The organism is Streptomyces sp. ISL-98 (assembly GCF_018614055.1).
GTDB classification, from domain to species: Bacteria; Actinomycetota; Actinomycetes; order Streptomycetales; family Streptomycetaceae; genus Streptomyces; species Streptomyces spiramyceticus.
The window spans coordinates 351,301-376,461 of the sequence record NZ_JAGGPB010000001.1 but is presented as its reverse complement, the minus strand read 5'-3'; the positions used below and the strand labels follow the sequence as shown (position 1 = coordinate 376,461).

At 69.3% G+C, this 25,161-nt stretch carries 20 protein-coding genes and 1 pseudogene; 20 read left to right on the top strand and 1 reads right to left on the bottom strand.

What is annotated here, in order from left to right; all coding sequences use genetic code 11:
• Nucleotides 1-2: 2 nt before the first annotated feature.
• The 14 genes and pseudogenes from J7I98_RS01705 (at nucleotide 3) to J7I98_RS01640 (ending at nucleotide 15,685) form a co-directional block, all read left to right on the top strand.
• Nucleotides 3-1,694, top strand: a complete 1,692-nt coding sequence (locus tag J7I98_RS01705) for a UDP-N-acetylmuramoyl-L-alanyl-D-glutamate--2,6-diaminopimelate ligase (RefSeq protein ID WP_214914946.1) — start codon at nucleotides 3-5, stop codon at nucleotides 1,692-1,694.
• The gene (murF, locus tag J7I98_RS01700) at nucleotides 1,691-3,121 is read left to right on the top strand and encodes a UDP-N-acetylmuramoyl-tripeptide--D-alanyl-D-alanine ligase (RefSeq protein ID WP_214914943.1); all 1,431 of its coding nucleotides are present in this window, start codon (nucleotides 1,691-1,693) and stop codon (nucleotides 3,119-3,121) included. The genes J7I98_RS01705 and murF overlap by 4 nt, the downstream gene beginning before the upstream one ends.
• A complete protein-coding gene (gene mraY, locus J7I98_RS01695) occupies nucleotides 3,118-4,188 on the top strand; it encodes a phospho-N-acetylmuramoyl-pentapeptide-transferase (RefSeq protein WP_214914940.1) in 1,071 nt (356 codons plus the stop codon). Before murF ends, mraY begins: the two co-directional genes overlap by 4 nt.
• On the top strand, nucleotides 4,170-5,603 hold the full coding sequence (gene murD, locus J7I98_RS01690; RefSeq protein ID WP_214915665.1) for a UDP-N-acetylmuramoyl-L-alanine--D-glutamate ligase: 1,434 nt from the start codon (nucleotides 4,170-4,172) through the stop codon (nucleotides 5,601-5,603). Before mraY ends, murD begins: the two co-directional genes overlap by 19 nt.
• Nucleotides 5,604-5,663: 60 nt before the next feature.
• Nucleotides 5,664-7,058, top strand: coding sequence for a putative lipid II flippase FtsW (gene ftsW, locus J7I98_RS01685; protein WP_251019931.1), 1,395 nt, complete (start codon nucleotides 5,664-5,666; stop codon nucleotides 7,056-7,058).
• 6 nt (nucleotides 7,059-7,064) lie between these two features.
• Entirely contained in the window at nucleotides 7,065-8,159 is a 1,095-nt protein-coding gene (gene murG, locus J7I98_RS01680; protein ID WP_214914934.1) for an undecaprenyldiphospho-muramoylpentapeptide beta-N-acetylglucosaminyltransferase, read from the top strand.
• Nucleotides 8,160-8,196: 37 nt separating this feature from the next.
• The gene (locus J7I98_RS01675; RefSeq protein WP_214914931.1) at nucleotides 8,197-9,000 is read left to right on the top strand and encodes an FtsQ-type POTRA domain-containing protein; all 804 of its coding nucleotides are present in this window, start codon (nucleotides 8,197-8,199) and stop codon (nucleotides 8,998-9,000) included.
• Between the two features lie 275 nt (nucleotides 9,001-9,275).
• Nucleotides 9,276-10,487 carry a cell division protein FtsZ gene (gene ftsZ / locus J7I98_RS01670; RefSeq protein ID WP_214914929.1) on the top strand — a complete coding sequence of 404 codons (1,212 nt, stop codon included), beginning with the start codon at nucleotides 9,276-9,278 and terminating at the stop codon, nucleotides 10,485-10,487.
• Nucleotides 10,484-11,215 (top strand): peptidoglycan editing factor PgeF, encoded by a 732-nt coding sequence (pgeF, locus tag J7I98_RS01665; protein ID WP_214914927.1) that lies wholly within the window; start codon nucleotides 10,484-10,486, stop codon nucleotides 11,213-11,215. The genes ftsZ and pgeF overlap by 4 nt, the downstream gene beginning before the upstream one ends.
• Nucleotides 11,216-11,218: 3 nt before the next feature.
• On the top strand, nucleotides 11,219-11,938 hold the full coding sequence (locus J7I98_RS01660; protein WP_214914925.1) for a YggS family pyridoxal phosphate-dependent enzyme: 720 nt from the start codon (nucleotides 11,219-11,221) through the stop codon (nucleotides 11,936-11,938).
• A 141-nt stretch (nucleotides 11,939-12,079) separates the two neighbouring features.
• Nucleotides 12,080-12,685, top strand: coding sequence for a cell division protein SepF (locus J7I98_RS01655; protein WP_214914923.1), 606 nt, complete (start codon nucleotides 12,080-12,082; stop codon nucleotides 12,683-12,685).
• 69 nt (nucleotides 12,686-12,754) lie between these two features.
• The gene (locus J7I98_RS01650; protein WP_214914921.1) at nucleotides 12,755-13,039 is read left to right on the top strand and encodes a YggT family protein; all 285 of its coding nucleotides are present in this window, start codon (nucleotides 12,755-12,757) and stop codon (nucleotides 13,037-13,039) included.
• Between the two features lie 49 nt (nucleotides 13,040-13,088).
• Nucleotides 13,089-14,285 (top strand): DivIVA domain-containing protein, encoded by a 1,197-nt coding sequence (locus J7I98_RS01645; protein ID WP_214914917.1) that lies wholly within the window; start codon nucleotides 13,089-13,091, stop codon nucleotides 14,283-14,285.
• Nucleotides 14,286-14,465: 180 nt separating this feature from the next.
• A pseudogene (locus J7I98_RS01640) lies at nucleotides 14,466-15,685 on the top strand (IS30 family transposase).
• Nucleotides 15,686-15,757: 72 nt separating this feature from the next.
• Here J7I98_RS01640 and ileS read toward each other — a convergent pair.
• Entirely contained in the window at nucleotides 15,758-18,934 is a 3,177-nt protein-coding gene (ileS, locus tag J7I98_RS01635; RefSeq protein ID WP_214914914.1) for an isoleucine--tRNA ligase, read from the bottom strand.
• Nucleotides 18,935-19,500: 566 nt separating this feature from the next.
• Here ileS and J7I98_RS01630 point away from each other — a divergent pair.
• The 6 genes from J7I98_RS01630 to J7I98_RS01605 all read left to right on the top strand — a co-directional run bounded on the left by J7I98_RS01630 (nucleotide 19,501) and on the right by J7I98_RS01605 (nucleotide 25,158).
• Nucleotides 19,501-20,376, top strand: a complete 876-nt coding sequence (locus J7I98_RS01630; protein ID WP_214914906.1) for a histone H1-like repetitive region-containing protein — start codon at nucleotides 19,501-19,503, stop codon at nucleotides 20,374-20,376.
• 67 nt (nucleotides 20,377-20,443) lie between these two features.
• Nucleotides 20,444-21,040 carry a signal peptidase II gene (gene lspA / locus J7I98_RS01625; protein ID WP_214914903.1) on the top strand — a complete coding sequence of 199 codons (597 nt, stop codon included), beginning with the start codon at nucleotides 20,444-20,446 and terminating at the stop codon, nucleotides 21,038-21,040.
• A 17-nt stretch (nucleotides 21,041-21,057) separates the two neighbouring features.
• Nucleotides 21,058-21,999, top strand: a complete 942-nt coding sequence (locus J7I98_RS01620) for an RluA family pseudouridine synthase (protein ID WP_214914900.1) — start codon at nucleotides 21,058-21,060, stop codon at nucleotides 21,997-21,999.
• Nucleotides 21,996-22,466 (top strand): GNAT family N-acetyltransferase, encoded by a 471-nt coding sequence (locus J7I98_RS01615; RefSeq protein WP_214914898.1) that lies wholly within the window; start codon nucleotides 21,996-21,998, stop codon nucleotides 22,464-22,466. Before J7I98_RS01620 ends, J7I98_RS01615 begins: the two co-directional genes overlap by 4 nt.
• Before the next feature lie 168 nt (nucleotides 22,467-22,634).
• Entirely contained in the window at nucleotides 22,635-23,669 is a 1,035-nt protein-coding gene (locus J7I98_RS01610) for a glycoside hydrolase family 5 protein (protein WP_251019930.1), read from the top strand.
• Nucleotides 23,670-23,931: 262 nt separating this feature from the next.
• Entirely contained in the window at nucleotides 23,932-25,158 is a 1,227-nt protein-coding gene (locus J7I98_RS01605) for a DUF418 domain-containing protein (RefSeq protein ID WP_214914895.1), read from the top strand.
• The last annotated feature ends 3 nt before the right edge of the window (nucleotides 25,159-25,161 follow it).

Below are 25,161 nucleotides of genomic sequence, written 5' to 3'. Positions count from 1 at the left end.
CAGTGACAACCATCACCCCGAATGCCGGGAACCACGAAGACCCGGCCGCACCCAGGCCCCCCTCGTTTCGCGGCGGGCCGGGTGCGCCCGGTACGCTCACCGCCGTGCCACACGCTGATCAGTCACAAACCACCCAGAAGGACGCCCCGGTGACCTACCCCGGAGCGCCCCGGCCGGTCCAGGTCCGCCCGACACCCCTCGGGGAGCTGGCCGAACGGCTGGGTATCGAGAGTCCGGGTACGGCGGAGGTCACGGGCATCACCCATGACTCCCGTGCGGTGAGGCCGGGCGATCTGTACGCCGCCCTGCCGGGCGCACGCTTCCACGGCGCCGACTTCGCCGCCCAGGCGGCGGGTCTCGGCGCGGCCGCCATCCTCACCGACCCCGCGGGCGCCGGGCGCGCCGCGGAGACGGGCCTGCCGGCCCTGGTCGTCGACGATCCGCGCGGCCGGATGGGCGAGCTCGCCGTCGAGATCTACGACCGCCCGGGCGAGGACCTGCTCCAGCTCGGCATCACCGGTACGTCCGGCAAGACCACCACGGCGTACCTCGTCGAGGGCGGGCTGCGGGCAGCCGGGAGACTCACCGGTCTCATCGGCACCGTCGAGATGCGCATCGGCGACGAGCGCATCAAGTCCGAGCGCACCACCCCCGAGGCTACCGACCTCCAGGCGCTGTTCGCCGTCATGCGCGAGCGCGGCGTCGAGGCGGTCGCCATGGAGGTCTCCAGCCACGCCCTGGTGCTCGGCCGGGTCGACGGCTGCGTCTTCGACGTGGCGGTCTTCAACAACCTGAGCCCCGAGCACATGGAATTCCACTCCGACATGGAGGACTACTTCCGGGCGAAGGCACGTCTCTTCACCCCGGAGCGGAGCAAGGTCGGCGTCGTGAACCTCGACGACGACTACGGCCGCAGGCTCGTCACCGAGTCCGGCGTCCCCGTCACCTCCTTCTCCGCCGAGGGCCACCCCGACGCCGACTGGCGGGCCGAGAGCGTCGAAGTCGGCCCGTTCAGCAGTACGTTCACGGCGATCGGCCCCAAGGGCGAGCGCATCGCCGCCACCGCACCGCTGGCAGGGCCCTTCAACGTCGCCAACACGCTCGCCGCGATCGTCACGCTCGCCGTGGCGGGCATCGACCCGCAGACCGCCGCCGACGGCATCGCCGCCGTCCCCGGCGTACCGGGCCGCCTGGAGCGCGTGGACGCCGGGCAGCCGTATCTCGCGGTCGTCGACTACGCGCACAAGACGGACGCCGTCGAATCGGTCCTGCGCGCCCTGCGCAAGGTCACCGAGGGAGAGCTTCACGTCGTGCTCGGCTGCGGCGGGGACCGCGACAAGCAGAAGCGGCCCTCGATGGGCGCCGCCGTCGCCCGCCTTGCCGACACCGCCGTACTGACCTCCGACAACCCCCGTTCCGAGGACCCCCTCGCGATCCTCGCCGCGATGCTCGCGGGCGCCGCGGAGGTGCCCGTGCACGAGCGCGGCGACGTCCTGGTCGACGCCGACAGGGCCGCCGCCATCGCGGCGGCCGTGGCCCGCGCCAAACCCGGTGACACCGTGCTCGTCGCGGGCAAGGGCCACGAGCAGGGCCAGGACATCGCGGGAGTGGTACGCCCCTTCGACGACCGTGAGGTCCTTCGCGCCGCGATTCAGAGCGCTGCGATGTTCCAGAACAGTGGGATGACCCAGTGATCGCCCTCTCCCTCGCCGAGATCGCCGAAATCGTCGGCGGGCAGTCGTACGACATACCGGACCTGACCCTCCAGGTGACAGGCCCCGTCGTCATCGACTCCCGCGAAGTGCAGCCGGGCAGCCTCTTCGCCGCGTTCGCCGGCGAACGCGTCGACGGCCACGACTACGCGCGGCGCGCGGTCGACGCGGGCGCTGCAGCCGTGCTGGCCGCCCGCCCCGTCGGCGTACCGGCCATCGTGGTGGACGACGTCGTGGGGGCGCTCGGTGCCCTCGCACGCGCCGTCGTCGAGCGCCTCGGCACCACCGCCGTCGCCCTCACCGGATCGGCAGGCAAGACCAGCACCAAGGACCTGATCGCCCAGCTTCTCGAACGCAAGGGCCCCACGGTCTGGCCGGCCGGCAATCTGAACAACGAGATCGGCCTGCCGCTCACCGCCCTGCGGGCCGCCGAGGACACCCAGCATCTCGTGCTCGAAATGGGCGCCCGCTACGTCGGCGACATCCGCTATCTCACCGGCCTGGTCCCGCCCCGCATCGGCCTCGTACTGAACGTCGGCACCGCCCACATCGGCGAATTCGGCGGCCGTGAGCAGATCGCCGAGGCCAAGGGCGAGATGGTCGAGGCCCTCCCGCCGTCCCACGAGGGCGGTGTGGCCGTGCTCAACGCCGACGACCAGCTCGTACGCGCCATGGCGACCCGCACGAAGGCCCGCGTCCTGCTCTTCGGCGAGGCCGAGGATGCCGACGTACGCGCCGAGAATGTCCGTCTCACAGAGAATGGGCAGCCGGCCTTCAGCCTTCACACCCCCACCGGGTGCAGTGACGTGACCATGCGGCTGTACGGTGAGCACCACGTGTCGAACGCGCTCGCCGCGGCCGCCGTCGCCCATGAGCTGGGCATGTCTGTCGACGAGATCGCCACCGCGCTCTCCGAGGCGGGCACCCTCTCCCGCTGGCGCATGGAGGTCACCGAGCGTCCTGACGGCGTGACGGTCGTCAACGACGCCTACAACGCGAATCCCGAATCCATGCGAGCCGCCCTGCGCGCGCTCGCGGCAATGGGTCGGGCCTCCCAGACAAAGGGAGGCCGTACGTGGGCGGTGCTCGGCCAGATGGCCGAGCTGGGTGACGATTCGCTCGCCGAGCACGACGCGGTCGGACGGCTCGCCGTCCGGCTCAACGTCAGCAAGCTCGTGGCAGTCGGGGGCAGGGAAGCGTCCTGGCTGCAGCTGGGCGCTTACAACGAGGGTTCGTGGGGTGAGGAGTCGGTGCACGTGTCCGACGCGCAGGCGGCGGTCGACCTGTTGCGCAGTGAACTGCGTCCGGGAGACGTCGTGCTGGTGAAGGCTTCCAGGTCGGTCGGTCTCGAGCGGGTCGCCCAGGCACTGCTCGATCCCCGCACCGAGGGTGAGGTCACCGGCCGATGAGGCAGATCCTCTTCGCGGGAGCCATCGGGCTCTTTCTGACCCTGATCGGCACCCCGCTGCTCATCAAACTGCTGGCCCGCAAGGGATACGGGCAGTTCATCCGGGACGACGGTCCGCGCGGCCACCACGGCAAGCGCGGCACCCCCACCATGGGCGGCATCGCCTTCATCCTGGCCACGCTCATCGCGTACGCCCTGGCGAAGGTCATCACCGGCGAGAAGCCGAGCGTCTCCGGCCTGCTGGTGCTCTTCCTCATGGCGGGCATGGGCCTGGTCGGCTTCCTCGACGACTACATCAAGATCGTCAAGCAGCGTTCGCTGGGCCTGCGGGCCAAGGCGAAGATGGCCGGACAGCTCATCGTCGGCATCGCGTTCGCCGTCCTGGCCCTGCAGTTCAAGGACATCCGCGGCAACGCCCCGGCCTCCACCAAGCTTTCCTTCGTCCAGGACTTCGGCTGGTCGATCGGCCCCGTGCTCTTCGTGGTCTGGGCGCTGTTCATGATCCTGGCGATGTCGAACGGTGTGAACCTCACCGACGGCCTCGACGGACTCGCCACCGGCGCCTCCGTGATGGTCTTCGGCGCGTACACCTTCATCGGTCTCTGGCAGTTCCAGGAGTCCTGCGCCGACGCGCCGAGCCTGACGAACCCCGAGGCCTGTTTCGAAGTACGAGATCCACTCGACCTCGCGGTCGTCGCCGCCGCCCTGATGGGCGCGTGCTTCGGCTTCCTGTGGTGGAACACCTCGCCCGCCAAGATCTTCATGGGCGACACCGGCTCGCTCGCGCTCGGCGGCGCGCTCGCGGGTCTGGCGATCTGCTCCCGCACCGAGTTCCTGATGGCGCTCCTTGGCGGCCTGTTCGTCCTGATCACCATGTCCGTCGTGATCCAGGTCGGCTCCTTCAAGATGACCGGCAAGCGCGTCTTCAAGATGGCGCCGCTGCAACATCACTTCGAACTCAAGGGCTGGTCCGAAGTCCTTGTGGTGGTCCGCTTCTGGATCATCCAGGGCATGTGCGTGATCATCGGTCTTGGCCTCTTCTACGCGGGCTGGGCGGCCGACAAGTGACAGAAGTGACCTGGACCGGCAAGCGGGTAACCGTGGCGGGTCTCGGTGTCTCCGGGATCCCCGCAGCACGTGTGCTGCGGGGTCTCGGCGCTCACGTCACCGTCGTCAACGACGGCGACGACGAGCGCGCCCGCACCCAGGCCGCGGAACTCGAAGCCCTCGGCGTCACCGTGCGCCTCGGCGACGGCGCGACCCTCCCCGAGGGCACCGAGCTCATCGTCACCGCACCCGGCTGGAAGCCCGACAAGCCGCTCTTCCTGGCCGCCGCCGAGGCGGGCGTGGAGATCTGGGGCGACGTAGAACTGGCGTGGCGCCTGCGCGGCCCCGACGCCGCTCCCTGGCTCGCGGTCACCGGCACCAACGGCAAGACCACGACCGTACGGATGCTGGCCTCGATCCTGGAGGCGGCCGGTCTCAGGACCGCCGCCGTCGGCAACATCGGCGTATCCCTCCTCGATGCCGTCCTCGGCGAGGAGAAGTACGACGTCCTGGCCGTCGAGCTCTCCAGCTACCAGCTGCACTGGGCGCCCTCGCTGCGCGCCCACTCCGCGGCTGTGCTGAACCTCGCCCCCGACCACCTCGACTGGCACGGCTCCATGGAGGCGTACGTCGCCGACAAGGGCCGTATCTACGAGGGCAACCAGGTCGCCTGCGTCTACAACGTGGCCGACCCGGCCACTGAGGACCTGGTCCGCGCGGCCGACGTCGAGGAGGGCTGCCGCGCCATCGGCTTCACCCTCGGCGCCCCCGGTCCCTCCCAGTTCGGCATCGTCGACGGCATCCTGGTCGACCGGGCCTTCGTGGCGGACCGACAGAAGAACGCCCAGGAGCTCGCCGAGGTCTCGGACATCAATCCGCCGGCCCCGCACAACATCGCCAACGCCCTCGCGGCCGCGGCCCTCGCCCGCGCCTTCGGCGTCGAGCCCGCCGCCGTACGCGACGGACTGCGGGCGTTCCGCCCCGACGCCCACCGCATCGAGCACGTCGCGGACGTTGCCGGTGTCGCGTACGTCGACGACTCCAAGGCCACCAACACCCACGCCGCCGAGGCCTCGCTGGCGGCGTACGACCCGATCGTGTGGATCGCGGGCGGCCTCGCCAAGGGCGCCACCTTCGACGAACTCGTCGGGAAGTCGGCAAAGCGACTGCGCGGCGCCGTCCTCATCGGCGCCGACCGTGCGCTCATCCGCGAAGCCCTCGCGCGACACGCGCCCGAGGTACCGGTCGTCGACCTCGACCGGACCGACACTGGGGCGATGTCGGCGGCGGTCCGGGAAGCGGCGCGGCTCGCGCGGCCCGGGGACACGGTGCTGATGGCCCCGGCCTGCGCCTCCATGGACATGTTCACCAACTACATCAAGCGTGGCGAGGCATTCGCCGACGCCGTACGCGAGTTGGCTTCGGAGCGCGACTAGCGGACCGGTCCCCGCGCCGTGGACCGGTCGGCGCCGCACATGAGTGGAGGGGACACCGAGATGTTGGCCGACGACAGTGCCCTGCGCGGCCGTCTCGTGCTGCGCGGCCGCGCAGCGACCGGGACGGCACGTCGCCCCGCCGCGGTGCGCCGGCGCGGTACGACCGTGCCGAGGCCGCCGCGCGGGACCGGCAGTAAAGGCGGAAGCAATCTGCGGCGGCTGTACGAGCAGATCCGCCGGGCCTGGGACCGGCCGCTCACGGCGTACTACCTCATCCTGGGCAGCGCCCTCCTGATCACCGTGCTCGGCCTCGTGATGGTCTACTCCGCCTCGATGATCAAGGCGCTGGAGCTGTCACTGCCCGCCTCGTACTTCTTCGGCAAGCAGTTCCTCGCCGCCGTCATCGGAACGGTTCTGCTGCTGGCCGCCTCCCGGATGCCCGCCAAGCTGCACCGCGCGCTCTCCTATCCTCTGCTCGCCGGCACCATCGTCCTGATGGTCCTGGTCCAGGTCCCCGGGATAGGGGTCTCGATCGGCGGCAACCAGAACTGGATCTCGCTGGGCGGCCCCTTCATGCTCCAGCCCAGCGAGTTCGCCAAGCTCGCGCTGATCCTGTGGGGCGCCGACCTGCTGGCCCGTAAGCACGACAAGCGGCTGCTGACCCAGTGGAAACACATCCTGGTGCCGTTCGTCCCCGTCGCCTTCCTGCTCCTCGGCCTGATCATGCTCGGCGGCGACATGGGCACGGCGATCATCCTCACCGCGATCCTCTTCGGACTGCTCTGGCTCGCCGGGGCGCCCACCAGGCTCTTCGGCGGCGTGCTCGGCTTCGCCGCCCTCGTCGGTTTCATCCTCATCAGCAGCAACGCGAACCGGATGTCGCGGCTCCAGTGCATCGGCGCGACCGACCTCGGCCCCCAGGGCGAGTGCTGGCAGGCAGTGCACGGGATCTATGCTCTGGCGTCAGGCGGATGGTTCGGTTCCGGGCTCGGTGCAAGTGTGGAGAAATGGGGCCAACTCCCCGAACCCCACACCGACTTCATCTTCGCCATCACCGGTGAGGAACTGGGTCTGGCGGGGACGCTGTCGGTACTCGCCCTGTTCGCGGCTCTAGGCTATGCGGGTATCCGCGTGGCCGGACGCACGGAGGACCCCTTCGTGAGGTACGCCGCGGGAGGTGTGACCACCTGGATCACGGCTCAGGCCGTGGTCAACATCGGTGCGGTGCTCGGCCTGCTGCCGATCGCCGGTGTCCCGCTCCCGCTGTTCTCCTACGGGGGCTCAGCCCTGCTGCCGACCATGTTCGCCGTAGGGTTGCTGATCGCCTTCGCGCGAGAGGATCCCGCTGCGAAGGCCGCCCTGGCCATGCGAAGAACGGTCCTTGGCAAAGGGGCCGGGGTGAGATGGAAGACGATGGGACGGCGCGTCAAGAAGCGTCCGTCCGGAGAGCGGTGAATTTCGGTGCATGTCGTACTCGCCGGTGGGGGGACCGCCGGCCACATCGAGCCCGCGCTCGCCCTCGCGGACGCCCTGCGCAGGCAGGACCCGAGCGTGGGCATCACAGCCCTGGGCACGGAGCGCGGACTTGAGACCAGGCTCGTACCCGAGCGTGGTTACGAACTCGGGCTCATCCCCGCCGTCCCGCTGCCCCGCAGGCCCACCCCCGAACTGATCACCGTCCCCGGGCGGCTGCGCGGCACCATCAAGGCCGCGGAGCAGATCCTGGAGCGTACGAAGGCGGACTGCGTCGTCGGCTTCGGCGGCTACGTCGCCCTGCCCGGCTACCTCGCGGCCAAGCGCCTCGGCGTGCCGATCATCGTCCACGAGGCCAACGCGCGCCCCGGCCTCGCCAACAAGATCGGCTCGCGCTACGCGGCCGCTGTCGCCGTCTCCACGCCCGACAGCAAGCTGCGCGGCGCCCGCTACATCGGCATCCCGCTGCGCCGCACCATCGCCACCCTCGACCGGGCCAGGGTCCGCCCCGAGGCGCGCGCCGCCTTCGGTCTCGACCCCAACCTGCCGACGCTGCTCGTCTCCGGCGGCTCGCAGGGCGCGCGGCGCCTCAACGAAGTCGTCCAGCAGGTCGCGCCGGTCCTGCAGCGCTCCGGGATCCAGATCCTGCACGCGGTCGGCCCCAAGAACGAACTGCCGCGCGTGGACAACATGCCCGGTATGCCGCCGTACATCCCGGTACCGTACGTGGACCGGATGGACCTCGCGTACGCCGCGGCCGACATGATGCTCTGCCGCGCGGGCGCGATGACCGTCGCCGAACTCTCCGCCGTCGGGCTGCCGGCCGCCTACGTCCCGCTGCCCATCGGCAACGGAGAGCAGCGGCTCAACGCCCAGCCGGTGGTCAACGCCGGAGGCGGCCTGCTGGTCGACGACGCCCAGCTCACCCCCGAGTGGGTGCAGAGCCAGGTGATCCCCGTCCTCGCGGACCCGCACCGGCTGTACGAGATGTCCCGCGCGGCCGCCGAGTTCGGACGCCGGGATGCCGACGACCTGCTCGTCGGCATGGTGTACGAGGCGATTGCCGCACGCAGGGCCGGCTGAACGGTCCCCATACGCAGGACCCAGGAGGCGACAGGGAGTGGCCGGACCGACGACCGCCCAGCGCGGTGAACGACAGGCGCAGGGATCGTCGGCGGCCCGCCCGCCGGGCGGCAAGCGGGTGGGCGGGCGGTTCCGGCTTCCCGGCCGCGCCCGGCTGATTCTGCAGCTGGCCGCCTCCGTGCTGCTCGTCTCGGGCGGAATCTGGTTGTTTTACGGCTCCTCCTGGCTGCGGGTGGAGCAGGTGAAGGCGTCCGGGACAAAGGTTCTGACGCCCGGTGAGGTACGTGCGGCGGCGGCCGTTCCGATCGGGGCGCCGCTGATTTCTGTCGACACGGATGCCATTGAGGACCGGATCGGCAGGAAATTGCCGCGTATCGACTCGGTGGATGTCGTTCGTTCGTGGCCGCACGGCATCGCTCTGAAAGTGACCGAGCGAAAGCCCGTACTGGTCATGAAAAAGGGCGCAAAGTTCGTCGAAGTGGACGACAAGAGTGTGCGGTTCGCCACGGTCGCCGAGGCGCCCCAGGGCGTACCGTTCCTGGAATTGGCGCCTGAGGAGTCATCAAGTCTGCGCCGCTTCGGGGCAGGCCGACTGCTGGAGGAAGCGGTACGGGTCACCCGGGAGGTCCCCGAATCCGTCGGCCGTGACCTGCGGTCGGTCCGGGTCCGTTCGTACGACTCCATCACCTTGGAGCTGAGCGGGGAACGTACGGTCATGTGGGGAAGCGGCGAACAGGGCGCGGCGAAGGCACGCGCACTGAGAGCTCTCATGAAAGCAGCACCGAGTGCCCAGCACTTCGATGTGAGTGCGCCCACCGCCCCCGCCGCATCAGGGAGTTGACGGTCATACGTGCTGGCCAGCACCCTGGTTGGCCAGCGATATGGGTGATCACATAGGGTGAAAAGAAAAACGGGAGGTTCGGCGTGTTCGTTGAACGTGCGCCACTTGTCGACTTAGTGTCCTGTTCGGAAGAGTCCAAGGAACAGACACACTGGTAACCCTAAACTTCAGCGTTAGGGTTCGGGTCGGCGTTCGGACCGTCCCATATCGGCATCAGTCGTCGCAGCGCGGCCCGCGAGGCGGCGACACGTAACTCGAGGCGAGAGGCCTTCGACGTGGCAGCACCGCAGAACTACCTCGCAGTCATCAAGGTCATCGGTGTCGGCGGCGGTGGTGTCAATGCCATCAACCGGATGATCGAGGTCGGTCTCAAGGGCGTCGAGTTCATTGCGATCAACACCGATGCGCAAGCCCTGTTGATGAGCGACGCCGACGTCAAGCTCGACGTCGGCCGCGAACTTACCCGCGGCCTCGGCGCCGGAGCCAATCCGGCAGTCGGCCGCAAGGCGGCAGAGGACCACCGCGAGGAGATCGAGGAGGTCCTCAAGGGGGCCGACATGGTCTTCGTCACCGCCGGCGAAGGCGGCGGCACCGGAACGGGCGGCGCACCTGTCGTCGCCAACATCGCGCGCTCGCTCGGCGCCCTCACGATCGGTGTGGTCACCCGCCCGTTCACCTTCGAGGGCCGACGTCGCGCGAACCAGGCGGAGGACGGCATCGCCGAGCTCCGCGAAGAGGTCGACACGCTCATCGTCATCCCCAACGACCGGCTGCTGTCCATCTCGGACCGCCAGGTCAGCGTGCTGGACGCCTTCAAGTCGGCGGACCAGGTCCTGCTGAGCGGTGTGCAGGGCATCACGGACCTCATTACGACTCCGGGTCTGATCAACCTCGACTTCGCCGACGTCAAGTCGGTCATGTCCGAGGCCGGTTCTGCCCTCATGGGGATCGGCTCGGCGCGCGGCGACGACCGTGCGGTGGCCGCCGCCGAGATGGCGATCTCCTCGCCGCTCCTCGAGGCGTCCATCGACGGCGCACGCGGCGTACTGCTCTCCATCTCCGGCGGCAGCGACCTCGGTCTCTTCGAGATCAACGAGGCCGCGCAGCTGGTGAGCGAGGCGGCCCACCCCGAGGCGAACATCATCTTCGGCGCGGTCATCGACGACGCGCTCGGCGACGAGGTACGGGTCACGGTCATCGCCGCGGGCTTCGACGGCGGACAGCCGCCGGCCCGCCGCGAGAACGTGCTCGGCGCGGGCGCCACCGCCAAGCGCGAGGAGCCCGCACCGGTCCGCCCCGCGGAGACCTCGCGGCCGGCCGGCTCGATGGGCACTGTGCCCGTACGCGAAGAGGCACCGGTCCCGGCCGAGACCGCGCCGGCGAACGAGGCCCCGGCTACGTCGGCCTCGCCGGCGCACGTACCGACGGCTCGTCCGTACGCGGACAGTCAGGCCGAAGAGCTGGATGTCCCGGACTTCTTGAAGTGATAGGGCAGCACGACAACACGGACGGCGCGCACTTCGCCTTCACCGACAGGTGGGGCGGGGTGAGCGCCGTTCCGTACGAAGCGCTCAATCTCGGCGGTGCGGTCGGTGACGACCCGGCTGCCGTACGTCACAACCGTGACCTCGCCGCGAAGTCGCTCGGCCTCGACCCGGCCCGGGTCGTCTGGATGAACCAGGTGCACGGGCCGGATGTGGCCGTGGTCGAAGGGCCGTGGGGAGCGGGGGAAGTCATGGCGGTCGACGCCGTCGTGACCGTGCGCCGCGGGCTCGCACTCGCGGTACTCACCGCGGACTGCACGCCCGTTCTGCTGGCCGACCCCGTCGCCGGAATTGCGGCCGCCGCTCACGCCGGACGCCCCGGCATGGTCGCGGGAGTCGTCCCGGCCGCCGTCGAGGCGATGATCGCACTGGGCGCCGATCCTTCCCGTATCACCGCGCGTACGGGGCCCGCCGTCTGCGGGCGCTGCTACGAAGTGCCGGCACAGATGCGGGCCGAGGTCGCGGAAGTCGTGCCCGAGGCCTGGTCGGAGACGAGCTGGGGGACACCGGCCGTCGATGTGACCGCCGGAGTGCACGCCCAGCTCGAAGCGCTGGGCGTACGCCGGCGGCAGCGGTCGCCGGTCTGCACCCTGGAATCGGACGACCACTTCTCGTACCGCCGCGAGCGCACCACGGGGCGGCTCGCCGGATATGTCTGGCTGGATAGGTAGGACATGACGGACCGTAGAGCTCAACTCGCCGCAAATCTTGCACAGGTGGAGGAACGTATCGCCGCCGCCTGTGCGGCCGCCGGACGCAAGCGATCGGAAGTGACCCTGATCGTGGTCACCAAGACGTACCCCGCGAGCGATGTGCGGCTGCTCTCCGAGATCGGCGTACGCCATGTCGCGGAGAACAAGGACCAGGACGCGGCGCCCAAGGCGGCCGAGTGTGCGGACCTGCCCATCAGCTGGCACTTCGTCGGACAGCTTCAGACCAACAAGGTCCGTTCTGTAGCGAGTTATGCCGATGTTGTGCAGTCTGTTGACCGGGCGAAGCTCGTCACGGCGCTCTCGACAGCGGCGGTACGCGCGGAACGCGAGATCGGCTGCCTCGTCCAGGTCGCACTCGACGCGGAGTCGGGTGAGCGGGGGGACCGCGGCGGCGTGGCGCCGGACGGTATCGAGGAGTTGGCGGCGAAGGTTGCTGAAGCGCCCGGCCTCAGGCTCGACGGACTGATGACTGTCGCACCGCTCGCCGGCCCGTACGCGGGGCGCCAACAGGCGGCTTTCGAGCGGCTGATGGAATTCTCATCAAGCCTGCGCGCGACTCATCCTGCTGCGAACATGGTCTCCGCGGGTATGAGTGCGGACCTTGAGCAGGCGGTGGCGGCCGGAGCGACACATGTACGCGTCGGTACTGCGGTGCTCGGAGTCCGACCCAGGCTCCGGTAACGTCGCGAAGCAAGTCGGACCACAGTAGAAAATATGGTCATTCCCGCCAATAGGTGGGCAGGCCGAGTGGATCGCGGGCTCTTTGTGACGCTGCGGCATTGGCAACAAGGGCGATCCACCACAGAGCGGAGGACTCAGAGAATGGCCGGCGCGATGCGCAAGATGGCGGTCTACCTCGGCCTCGTGGAGGACGATGGTTACGACGGCCGGGGTTTCGATCCCGATGACGACTTCGAACCCGAGCCGGAGCCCGAGCGGGAACACCGCCGGCACCAGCCCCCGCACCAGGAGCGGCACGAAGAACCCGTGCGCGTGGTGCAGCCGCCCGCACAGCGCGAACCGGTTCCGCTCCCGGCGGAAAGCGGACGACCCGCACGAATCGCCCCCGTGGCATCCATCACACCTGAACGTCCGAACCTGGAGAAGAACGCGCCGGTGATCATGCCCAAGGTTGTGTCCGAGCGGGAGCCCTACCGCATCACCACACTTCACCCGCGGACCTACAACGAGGCCCGTACCATCGGGGAACACTTCCGCGAGGGCACCCCGGTGATCATGAACCTGACCGAGATGGACGACACGGACGCGAAGCGACTTGTCGACTTTGCGGCAGGACTCGTCTTCGGTCTGCATGGCAGCATTGAGCGAGTGACGCAGAAGGTGTTCCTGTTGTCGCCTGCTAACGTCGATGTCACGGCGGAGGACAAGGCCCGTATTGCAGAGGGCGGGTTCTTCAACCAGAGCTGAGATACGACACCGGAACAACCCCGGCCGGGAGGCCGGACCCACGAGAGCACGGGGAGAGGGAAGCGCGAGATGAGCGTCGCACTACAGGTGATCTACATCGCGCTGATGTGCTTCCTGATCATCCTGATCTTCCGGCTGGTCATGGACTACGTCTTCCAGTTCGCGCGCTCATGGGAACCCGGCAAGGCGATGGTGGTCGTTCTGGAGGCCACCTACACTGTCACCGATCCACCGCTCAAGCTTCTGCGGCGGTTCATTCCGCCGCTGCGTCTCGGGGGCGTGGCACTCGACCTGTCCTTCTTCGTTCTGATGATCATCGTTTACATCCTGATCAGCATCGTGGTCAGGTTGTGAGCGATACGGTCTTGCCGACTGCCGACGACTACGTAGAGGTGAAGAAGAGATGCCGCTGACCCCCGAGGACGTGCGGAACAAGCAGTTCACGACCGTGCGCCTCCGAGAAGGCTATGACGAGGACGAGGTCGATGCCTTCCTCGACGAGGTCGAAGCCGAGCTGACCCGCCTGCTCCGCGAGAACGAGGACCTGCGCGCCAAGCTGGCTGCCGCGACGCGTGCCGCCGCGCAGAACCAGCAGCAGGGTATGCGCAAGCCGCCCGAGCAGCAGGATCGTCCCGGCGCACCCGTGCCTGCCGCCATATCCGGCCCGCCGGTCCAGCAGCAGCCGCCGCAGATGGGTCCGCCCCAGCTGCCCGGTGGGGCTCCGCAGCTGCCCGCGGGTCCCAGCGGTCACGGCCAGGGCCAGCACGGTCCGGGTCCGCAGGGCCAGCACGGTCCCGGCCCGATGGGCCAGGGGCCCATGGGTCAGGGGCCCATGGGTCAGGGTCAGATGGGCCAGGGGCAGATGGGCCAGGGCCAGATGCAGGGCCAAATGGGTCAGATGGGCCAGGGCCAGATGGGTGGCCCCATGGGCGGACCCATGGGTGGCCACGGTCCGCAGCTCCCGCAGCCCGGTCAGGGCCCCGGCGGCGACAGCGCCGCGCGTGTGCTCTCGCTGGCGCAGCAGACGGCCGACCAGGCGATCGCGGAGGCCCGTTCCGAGGCCAACAAGATCGTCGGTGAGGCGCGCAGCCGTGCCGAGGGTCTGGAGCGGGACGCCCGTGCGAAGGCCGACGCGCTGGAGCGGGACGCGCAGGAGAAGCACCGCGTCGCGATGGGCTCGCTGGAGTCCGCCCGCGCCACGCTGGAGCGCAAGGTCGAGGACCTGCGCGGCTTCGAGCGCGAGTACCGGACCCGGCTGAAGTCCTACCTGGAGAGCCAGCTGCGTCAGCTGGAGACCCAGTCGGACGACTCGCTGGCTCCGCCGCGGACCCCGGCGACCGCGTCGCTGCCGCCGGCTCCGCAGATGAGCGGTTCGATGGCGCCGGCCGGTGCGGGTGCGATGGGGCACTCCATGGGTGGCAACCCGTCGATGGGCGGCCACAGTGGCCCGTCCTCCAACGGTCCGTCGTACGGCGGCCAGCAGCAGATGTCGCCGGCTATGACCCAGCCGATGGCTCCGGTGCGGCCGCAGGCTCCGCAGCCGATGCAGCAGGCTCCTTCGCCGATGCGCGGATTCCTCATCGACGAGGACGACAACTGACGGCGGTGCGCGCGCTGAGCGCGTAGCCGTCGGCAGGCTGAGGGCCGGGCCCCGGGGTTTCCCCGGGGCCCGGCCCTTTTGCGTGCGGCGCGGCGGTGAGGTGGGGGCAGGGAAAGCGAAAGCCCCGGCCGACAACTTGGGTTCTAGTGGTCGTCGCAACACCCCAGTTCAAGGGGTGCGATGGACTTCGAGATCCGTAAGGTCCGGACGGCGCAGGGGCCCAGGAAGCTCCGTGGTGAGTGGGCGGAATACTTCCGGTTCGTGCAACAGGGCTACAGCAACAAAGAGGCATCCCGGCTCGTCGGGGTGCATGAGCGGACTGGTCGCGAGTGGCGTAATGGCCGGACGGATCCGCGGAGGTACCGGGCGCCCGCTCACATCGAGCGGGCGCCCGCTGCCGCACCGTCTCGGTACTTGAGCGAGACGGAGCGCATCCACATCGCCGACCGTTTGCGGGAGAAGGCCACGGTCCGGGCGATCGCCGCCGAGCTGGGCCGCAGCCCGTCCACCGTCAGCCGGGAGATCCGCCGCAACCGGACCGTGGACCCTCGTGGCCAGTGGCACTACCGGCCACATGCCGCCCAGGCCCGGGCGGATGCCCGCCGGACCCGCCCCAAGCCCGGCAAGATCGGCCGGAACACCGCGCTGCGGGACCTCATCCAGGACGGCCTGGACCTGAAGTGGAGCCCGGAGCAGATCTGCGAGAGTCTGCGCCGGACCTTCCCCGATCAGCCGGAGATGCACGTGGTGCACGAGACGATCTACCAGGCCCTCTACGTCCAGGGCCGCGGCGAACTGCGCCGGGAGCTGGCCCGGGCCCTGCGATCGGGACGCACCCGCCGCCGCCCGCACCGCCAGGCAGCCTGTCGTCAGCCGCGCTTCACGCACCCGATGGTCATGATCAGCGAACGTCCCGCCGAGGCAGAGGACCGGGCGGTGCCCGGCCACTGGGAAGGCGACCTGATCATCGGCAAGGACAACGGCTCAGCGATCGGCACCCTCGTCGAGCGCGCAACCCGCTACGTGATGCTGGTACACCTGCCCGACGGCCGCAGCGCCGAAGACGTCCGCGACGCGCTGGTCACCACCGTGAAGACCTGCCCGGTCATCTGGTCCGCTCGCTGACCTGGGACCAGGGCTCCGAAATGGCCGCCCACCACGCCTTCAGCATCGTCACCGACGTTCCGGTCTACTTCTGCGACCCGGCCAGCCCCTGGCAGCGCGGCTCGAACGAGAACACGAACGGCCTGCTGCGGCAGTACTTCCCCAAGGGCACTGACCTGTCGGTCCACACCCGCGACCACCTCGACGCCGTCGCAGCCCAACTCAACGGCCGCCCACGCAAAACGCTCGACTGGGAAACCCCAGCCGAGCGCCTGCATAAACTGCTCGCCGCCTAACACAAACGATCACGTGTTGCGACGATCCCTAGAAACCGCCCAAAGTCGACCGGGGCTTTCGCTTTCGGCGGGTTACGCCTCCGTCTTGCGGAGGCGGAACGTCAGGGACAGGGACTCGTCCGTGAACGGGGCGCCGTACGTGTCGTCCGCCTCGGACGCCGCGAAGTCCACCGCCAGGACCTCGTCGGCGATCAGCGCGGCGTGCTCCGTGAGGGCCTCCGTCGTCGCCGGGTCGGACGCGGTCCACCGGACGGCGATGCGGTCCGCGACGTCCAGGCCGCTGTTCTTGCGGGCCTCCTGGATCAGGCGGATCGCGTCACGGGCCAGGCCCGCCAGCCGCAGCTCGGGGGTGATCTCCAGGTCCAGGGCGACCGTCGCGCCCGAGTCGGAGGCCACCGACCAGCCCTCGCGCGGCGTCTCGGTGATGATCACCTCGTCCGGGGAGAGGGAGACGGGGGCGCCGTCGACCCTGACCGTTGCCGTGCCTTCGCGCAGTGCCAGGGACAGGGCCGCCGCGTCGGCCTCCGCCACCGCCTTGGCCACCGCCTGGACGCCCTTGCCGAAGCGCTTGCCCAGGGCGCGGAAGTTCGCCTTGGCGGTCGTGTCGACGAGGGAGCCGCCCACCTCGGAGAGGGAGGCCAGGGAGGAGACGTTCAGCTCCTCCGTGATCTGGGCGTGCAGTTCGGGGGTCAGCGTCTCGAAGCCCGACGCCGCCACCAGCGCGCGCGACAGGGGCTGGCGGGTCTTGACGCCCGACTCCGCGCGCGTCGCGCGGCCCAGCTCGACCAGGCGGCGTACCAGCGCCATCTGCTGGGACAGCGTCGGGTCGATGGCGGCCAGGTCGGCCTTCGGCCAGGTGGACAGGTGCACCGACTCCGGGGCGTCCGCCGTGACCGGGACGATCATGTCCTGCCAGACCCGCTCGGTGATGAAGGGGGTCAGCGGCGCCATGAGACGGGTGACCGTCTCGACCACGTCGTGCAGGGTGCGCAACGCGGCCTTGTCGCCCTGCCAGAAGCGGCGGCGCGAGCGGCGTACGTACCAGTTGGAGAGGTCGTCCACGAAGGCGGAGAGGAGCTTGCCCGCCCGCTGCGTGTCGTACGCCTCCATGGACTGCGTGACCTGGTCCGTCAGCGCGTGCAGCTCGGACAGCAGCCAGCGGTCGAGGACCGGGCGGTCCGCCGGGGCCGGGTCGGCCGCGGACGGGGCCCAGCCGGACGTACGGGCGTACAGGGCCTGGAAGGCGACCGTGTTCCAGTACGTGAGGAGCGTCTTGCGGACGACCTCCTGGATCGTGCCGTGGCCCACGCGCCGCGCCGCCCACGGAGAGCCGCCGGCCGCCATGAACCAGCGGACCGCGTCGGCGCCGTGCTGGTCCATGAGCGGGATGGGCTGCAGGATGTTGCCGAGGTGCTTGGACATCTTGCGGCCGTCCTCGGCGAGGATGTGGCCCAGGCAGACCACGTTCTCGTACGAGGACTTGTCGAACACCAGCGTGCCGACGGCCATCAGCGTGTAGAACCAGCCGCGTGTCTGGTCGATGGCCTCCGAGATGAACTGCGCCGGGTAGCGCTTCTCGAAGACTTCCTTGTTCTGGTACGGATAGCCCCACTGCGCGAAGGGCATGGACCCCGAGTCGTACCAGGCGTCGATGACCTCGGGCACGCGCGTCGCGGTCAGCGAGCAGCCCTCGCCGGTGCAGGTGAAGGTGACGTCGTCGATGTACGGGCGGTGCGGGTCCAGGGACGACTGGTCCGTGCCGGTCAGATCGGTGAGCTCGGCGAGCGAGCCCACGCAGGTCAGGTGGTTGTCCTCGCAGCGCCAGATGGGCAGCGGGGTGCCCCAGTAGCGGTTGCGGGACAGCGCCCAGTCGATGTTGTTGTTCAGCCAGTCGCCGAAGCGGCCCTGCTTGACCGAGTCCGGGAACCAGTTCGTCTTCTCGTTCTCGCGCAGCATCGCGTCCTTGACCGCGGTGGTCCTGATGTACCAGGACGGCTGTGCGTAGTAGAGAAGCGCGGTGTGGCAGCGCCAGCAGTGCGGGTAGCTGTGCTCGTACGGGACGTGGCGGAAGAGGAGACCGCGGTTGCCGAGGTCCTCGGTGAGCGCCTCGTCGGCCTTCTTGAAGAACTGGCTGCCGATGAGGTCGAGCTCGTCCTCGAAGGTGCCGTCGGGGCGGACCGGGTTCACGACCGGGAGGCCGTACGCGCGGCAGGTCCTGAGGTCGTCCTCACCGAACGCGGGGGCCTGGTGGACCAGCCCGGTGCCGTCTTCCGTGGTGACGTAGTCGGCGTTGACGACGAAGTGGGCTTCCGACGGACTGTGCCCATTGGTTCCCTCGCCGGCGCTCGGGAAGTCGACGAGTGCGAAGGGACGGTCGTACGTCCAGCGCTCCATCTCCGCGCCCGTGAAGGTCCGGCCGGTGGTCTCCCACCCCTCGCCCAGCGACTTTTCGAGGAGCGGCTGGGCGACGACGAGCTTCTCTTCGCCGTTCGTCGCCTCGACGTACGTGACGTCGGGGTGCGCGGCGACCGCCGTGTTGGACACCAGGGTCCACGGGGTGGTCGTCCAGACCAGGAGCGCCGCCTCGCCAGCCAGGGGGCCCGAGGTCAGCGGGAAGCGGACGAAGACGGACGGGTCGACGACCGTCTCGTACCCCTGTGCCAGCTCGTGGTCGGACAGGCCCGTGCCGCAGCGGGGGCACCAGGGGGCGACGCGGTGGTCCTGGACCAGCAGGCCCTTGTTGAAGATCTCCTTGAGCGACCACCAGACCGACTGGACGTACGACGGGTCCATCGTCCAGTACGCGTCGTCGAGGTCGACCCAGTAGCCCATGCGGTTCGTGAGCTCGGTGAAGGCGTCGGTGTGGCGGCCGACCGACTCGCGGCACTTCGCGTTGAATTCCGCGATGCCGTACGCCTCGATGTCCTTCTTGCCGTTGAAGCCGAGTTCCTTCTCGACGGCGAGCTCGACGGGCAGGCCGTGGCAGTCCCAGCCGGCCTTGCGGGCGACGTGGTAGCCCTGCATCGTGCGGAAGCGCGGGAAGACGTCCTTGAAGACGCGGGCCTCGATGTGGTGCGCGCCGGGCATGCCGTTGGCGGTCGGCGGGCCCTCGTAGAACACCCACTCGGGGCGTCCCTCGGACTGCTCGAGACTCTTCGAAAAGACCTTGCTCTCGCGCCAGAAATCGAGCACTGCGTGCTCGAGCGCGGGCAGGTCGACCTGGGCGGGCACCTGGCGGTACTGCGACATCGATTCCTCCGGCGGACTGTGGCTTCCGTCGGAGGGACGAGAGCGCTGTGCTCCCGCGGTACCACCCTCCTTGGCCCCGGGCGGTGCCCGTGACCCCCTCATTGGGGCAGCGATGCCGGTTCTACTGGCCTTGCGCCCGTGGGCGGAGCCCACTGTTCAAAGCTTTCTTCCGGCGGCTCAGGGGTGATGCTTCACGCCGCGCCTGCCCCCGGGCTTCCACCGTCCCCGGGTCGCTCTTGGCTGCGTACGACGCTACTCGTCCCCATCGTGGCCTTTCGCTGGGCCCCAGTGTACGGGCCGTGCGGCAGGACGGCCGCCCGGTTTTCGCGCGGCGCGGGAGCCTGCGCCGATAACCCGAATGGCCATACGCGCCCCGACGGACTCCGTGCCGCGCCCGCGGGGCGGATTACCGGGCGGAGAGCTGGGCACAACGGATGCAGGCTCGCCGCGCCACCCGCGCGGGCGGGCCGAACCGGCGGCGTGCCCCGTTGCCGCGGGGCTGGGGTCGACTTATCGTCCCAGAACGATTTGCGCGCAAGATCACAAAATGTGAAGGGGTCGCGGCCATGGTGGCTAAAAAGACCGCCGCACAGCAAGCCGACGGGGCTGACACGGAGAAGGCCGACGTCGCGAAGAAGGTCACGGCCGAGAAGTCCGCCGCCAAGACGACCGCCGCCAAGAGGACCGCAAAGAAGACCGTCGCGAAGAAGGCGGCAGAGGTCACCGAAGCAGCGGTCACCAACGCACAGGTCACCAAAGCACAGGCCACCAAGGCACCGGTCACCAAGGCGCCTGCCAAGAAAGCACCGGCCCAGAAGGCACCGGCCAAGAAAGCGCCGGCCAAAAAGGCACCTGCCAAGAAGGCGGCTGCGAAGAGGGCCGCTCCCGCGGCCAAGGGGGCGGCTCAGGCCGCGGAAGAGACAGGAGCCCAGACGGTGGTTGCGAAAAAGACTCCCAGCAGGACCTCGGCCGCCAAGAAAGCCACCGCGGCCACCGCGACGGCGGTCCCCCCGTCCCGTACCGGAGCAGTCGAGGCCGCCCCGCCGGGCGAGCTCGCCGTCCGGCCGGGGGAGGAGCCATGGACCCCGGAGGAGGTCGCCGAGGCCTGGGCCGTGCTGATGGGCGAGGTCTCCGAGCTCAAGGCGGAGATCGCCGCGTCGGAGCAGGCGGTCACCGGGCTGATGCGGGACTCCGGGGACGGCGCGGGCGACGACCAGGCCGACACCGGCACCAAGAACATCTCCCGCGAGCACGAGCTGGCGCTGGCCGCCAGCGCCCGCGAGCGGCTGGAGCAGACCGAGAGGGCTCTGGGCCGGCTCGATTCCGGTACGTACGGGCTCTGCGAGATCTGCGGCAAGCCGATCGGCAAGGCGCGCATGCAGGCCTTCCCGCGCGCCACACTGTGTGTGGAGGACAAGCAGAAGCAGGAGCGCCGGTACTGAGCCTCGGAGTCCGTACGTGTGTGCCGTACCCTCGTGCTCAGTCAGGCACCTAGGTTGAGGGACTCACGTGGCAGAGGCGGAGCGCATCATCGGTACGCCGGATACCCCCGGGGCGGGGGCAGCCGAGCCGGAGGAGTCCTCCGACGCGGCAGGCCGGGCTGAGCAGCCCGCGTCCAAGGGCAAGCGGAAGATCGCTGTGCTCTTCGCGGTGGCCGTCGTGGCCTATCTGCTGGACCTGAGCACCAAGATGCTCGTGGTGGCCAAGCTGGAGCACCACGAGCCGATCGAGATCATCGGTGATCTGCTGAGGTTCGAGGCGACACGGAACGCGGGCGCCGCGTTCGGGATCGGCGAGGCCTTCACGGTGATCTTCACGATCATCGCGGCCTCCGTGATCGTCGTGATCGCCCGGCTCGCGCGCAAGCTCTACAGCCTGCCCTGGGCCATCGCGCTGGGCCTGCTGCTCGGCGGCGCACTGGGCAATCTCACCGACCGGATCTTCCGCTCGCCCGGCGTCTTCGAGGGTGCCGTCGTCGACTTCATCGCGCCGGCGAACTTCGCGGTCTTCAACCTCGCCGATTCCTCGATTGTGTGCGGCGGCATCCTCATTGTGATCCTGTCGTTCCGGGGCCTGGACCCTGACGGGACCGTGCACAAGGACTGACAAGGCATACTCGACGGGTGAGTACCATTCCCGAGTTCCGCACCCTGCCCGTTCCCGATGGCCTTGAGGGCGAGCGCGTCGACGCCGCCATTTCCCGGATGTTCGGGTTCTCCCGTACGAAGGCGGCCGAGCTTGCCGCCGCCGGGAAGGTTCAGGTCGACGGGTCGGTGGTCGGGAAGTCCGAGCGGGTCCGGGGCGGGGCGTGGCTCGAGGTGGAGATGCCGCAGGCCGCCGCGCCTGTGCAGATCGTCGCCGAGCCCGTCGAGGGCATGGAGATCGTGCACGACGACGACGACATCGTCGTGATCGTCAAGCCGGTCGGAGTCGCCGCGCACCCCAGCCCCGGCTGGACCGGCACCACCGTGATCGGCGGGCTCGCCGCCGCCGGTTACCGGATCTCGACCTCGGGCGCCGCCGAGCGGCAGGGCATCGTGCACCGCCTCGACGTCGGTACGTCGGGCCTCATGGTCGTGGCCAAGTCGGAGCGGGCGTACACGCTGCTCAAGGCGCAGTTCCGGGACCGGGTCGTCGAGAAGAAGTACCACGCGCTGGTGCAGGGCCACCCCGACCCGATGAGCGGGACAATCGACGCCCCGATCGGGCGTCACCCCAACCACGACTACAAGTGGGCCGTGACGGCCGAGGGCAAGGCCTCCGTCACGCACTACGACCTGATCGAGGCTTTCAGGGCCGCGTCGCTGCTGGACATCAAGCTGGAGACGGGGCGCACGCACCAGATCCGTGTGCACATGTCCGCCCACCGCCACCCCTGCGTGGGTGACCTGACCTACGGCGCCGACCCGACGATGGCCAAGCGCCTCGGCCTGACGCGGCAGTGGCTGCACGCCAAGCGCCTCGGCTTCGAGCACCCGTCCGACGGGCAGTGGGTCGAGTTCGAGAGCACGTACCCGGACGACCTCCAGCAGGCGCTGGACGCGATCCGGGCCGAGAGCGAGTGAATCCGGCCTCTTACGCGGTCCGTATCGCGGCGGGCCCGGCGGATCTCGAAGCCTGCTTCGCGGTCCGCAAAGAGGTCTTCGTCGTCGAGCAGGAGGTGCCTGCCGATATCGAGTACGACGCGTACGACGCCGAGGCAGTGCACGTCCTGGCCGTGACCGGCGAGGGCCTTCCGCTGGGGACGGGGCGGCTCCTGTACGGCGCTGCCGCGGTAGGAAAGACCGGCGGCGACGAGTCGGTCGGCTCGCTCGGCCGGCTGGCGGTGAGCCGCGCGGCGCGCGGGCTCGGCGTGGGGGCGGCGCTGGTGCGGGCGATCGAGGACGCGGCGCGGGAGCGCGGTCTGAGCGCGGTGGATCTGCATGCGCAGACGCACGCGACGGGCTTCTACGAGCGCCTCGGGTACGTCGTCTACGGACCGGAATTCCCGGACGCGGGTATTCCGCACCAGGCGATGCGGCGCGCGTTGTAATCGCAGCTCAGCAGGACAGGCGGGGCCACAGCTCAGGGCTGTGGCCCCGTTTTGCTGTCTCCTCAATCGTTAGGAAAGTTTCCCAACACTCTTGACGGCAACTGGAAACAACCCTAACTTTCACGCGAACTCCCGTCCCGGAACCCCCACCCGAAGGGAGCACCATCCATGCATCGACGCACGATGCGCCCCCGCAACACCCTGCTCGTCGCCATGGCACTCGGAGCCGTGATCGCACTGCAGTCGCCGGTCGGGGCCGCACCCCCCGCACCCCCCGCATCGCCCACCTCATCCCTCTCCGCGAACGGCCGGCTCAAGGTCTGCGGCCTGCAGCTCTGCAACGACCAGGGCCAGGCCGTCCAGTTGCGCGGCATGAGCACGCACGGCACCCAGTGGTACTCCCAGTGCGTCACCGACGGATCGCTCGACGCGCTCGCCGGCGACTGGCGTGCCGACGTGCTGCGCGTCTCGACGTACGTCCAGGAGGACGGCTACGAGACGGACCCGCAGCGCTTCACCGCCCTCGCCCAGAAGTTCGTCGACGGGGCCAACAGGCGCGGCATGTACGCCGTGATCGACTGGCACATGCTCGACCCGGGCGACCCCAACTACAACTTCTCGCGCGCCAAGACCTTCTTCACCGCGATGGCGAAGAAGTACAAGGACAACCCCGGTGTTCTCTACGAGATAGCCAACGAGCCGTCCGGGGTCGGCTGGTCCAAGATCAAGTCGTACGCCGAGAAGATCATCCCGGTCATCCGGGCGCAGGACCCCGACGCCGTCGTCCTGGTCGGCACGCGCGCCTGGTCGTCGTTCGGCGTCTCCGAGGGCGCGGACGAGCAGGAGGTGGTCCGCAATCCGGTCGATGCCTCCGACATCATGTACACGTTCCACTTCTACGCCGCTTCCCACCAGCGCGAATACCTGGACGCACTCAACCGGGCGTCCGACAGACTCCCCGTGTTCGTCACCGAGTTCGGCACCCAGGACTACGCCGGCGAGGGCGCCAACGACTTCGCCCAGTCCCAGCGCTTCCTCGACCTGATGAAGCGCAAGAAGATCTCCTGGACCAACTGGAACTACTCCGACGACAACCGGTCCGGAGCGGTCTTCAAGCCCGGTACCTGCAACGGCAGCAACTGGACGGGGACCGGCGTCCTGAAGGAGGCCGGGGTCTGGATCCGGCAGCAGATCCGCCAGTAGCAGCCACGCGTGGTCGTGCCCCCGCCGTTCCGGACAGCGGGGGCACAGCGCTGTCGGGAGGGCGAGCGGCAGTCTTGGACTCTTGATCGCCGAGGCTCCGAACCGTCGGATGGTGCACCGTGGATCACCTGGATGTGCGCAGTCTCCCCTGACTTCCGCCCGCTACATCGAAGGATGTAGCGCGGATTCATCACCGCTCAGGAGGATTTGAGCACTCTGCGTCGCGACGATGGAGGCTATGACGAATCCTGGGGGAACAGCGATGACGGAGAGCGCAAGTGCGGTCGGGCGCCCGCCTGTTACGGGTGAGGGCGAGGACGCGGGCACAGGTGCCCGGCAGGCGGGGCGGCTGCCACTCCTCGATGTACTGCGCGGCGCGGCGATCCTCGGCACGCTCATGACCAACGTGTGGATCTTCACGAGCCCGGGTGCGGAGTGGGGCATCCTCTCGGGAACCGCCGACCGGGCGTCCGGCTTCTCTCTGCCGGTGGTGGCCGAAGGCACCTTCAGGTTCCTCGCCGACGGCAAGTTCCTGGCCATGCTGACCATCCTGTTCGGCGTCGGACTTGCCATCCAGTTCGGGTCGGCGGCCAAGCGCGGACAGCCGTGGCCGGGCCGCTACCGGTGGCGGGCACTGTTCCTGTTCGCCGAAGGCACCCTGCACTTCGTCCTGGTCTTCGCCTGGGACGTACTCATGGGGTACGCCGTCACCGCGCTTTTGGTGGCCTGGCTGCTCACCCGCTCCGACCGGTTCAGGAGGGTGGTGATGTGGGGCGCAGCGGGACTGCATCTCGCGGGCATGTCCCTGCTCACGCTGGCGCTCGTCGCCGCCGGCTCTGACGGGGACGCTTCCGACGGCGTGGACAGTGGCGTGGACAGTGACGTCGTAGCCCTGTACGCCGACGGCGGCTATCTGGAGCAAGTCACGTTCCGCCTCCAGCACGCCGCGGTCCTGCGCATCGAGCCGGTGCTGTCGTTCGCGCTGCTGGTCTTCCTCTTCCTGCTGGGCGTACGGCTGTTCCGCGCGGGCGCGTTCTCCGCCGACGAGCGCGGGCGGCGCATCAGGGCCCGCATGCTCGGCTGGGGTCTGGGTGTGGGGCTGCCGCTGAACGCGGCGGCAGCCCTCGGAGGCCCGGACTTCTTCCTGTTCGGCCGCTATGTGGCGGCTCCGGTGATGGCGGTGGGCTACATCGGGCTCATCGGCGTACTGTCGGACCGGGTGCGCAAGACCGGCCTGCTCACGCTGGGACTCACCTCGGTCGGCCGTACGGCGCTGACGTGTTACGTCGCCCAGAACGTGCTCTGCGTGGTTGTTTCCTACGGCTTCGGTCTCGGCCTGGCCGCCCGCCTCGAAGGCAGCGGACCATGGTGGGTCATGGGCCTGTGGGCGGCGGTGTGTCTGACACTGATGGCCGGATCCGTGCTGTGGCTGCGCCGGTTCTCCCACGGGCCGCTGGAGGCGGTGCAGAGGTGGGCGCTGCGGCGGTGACGC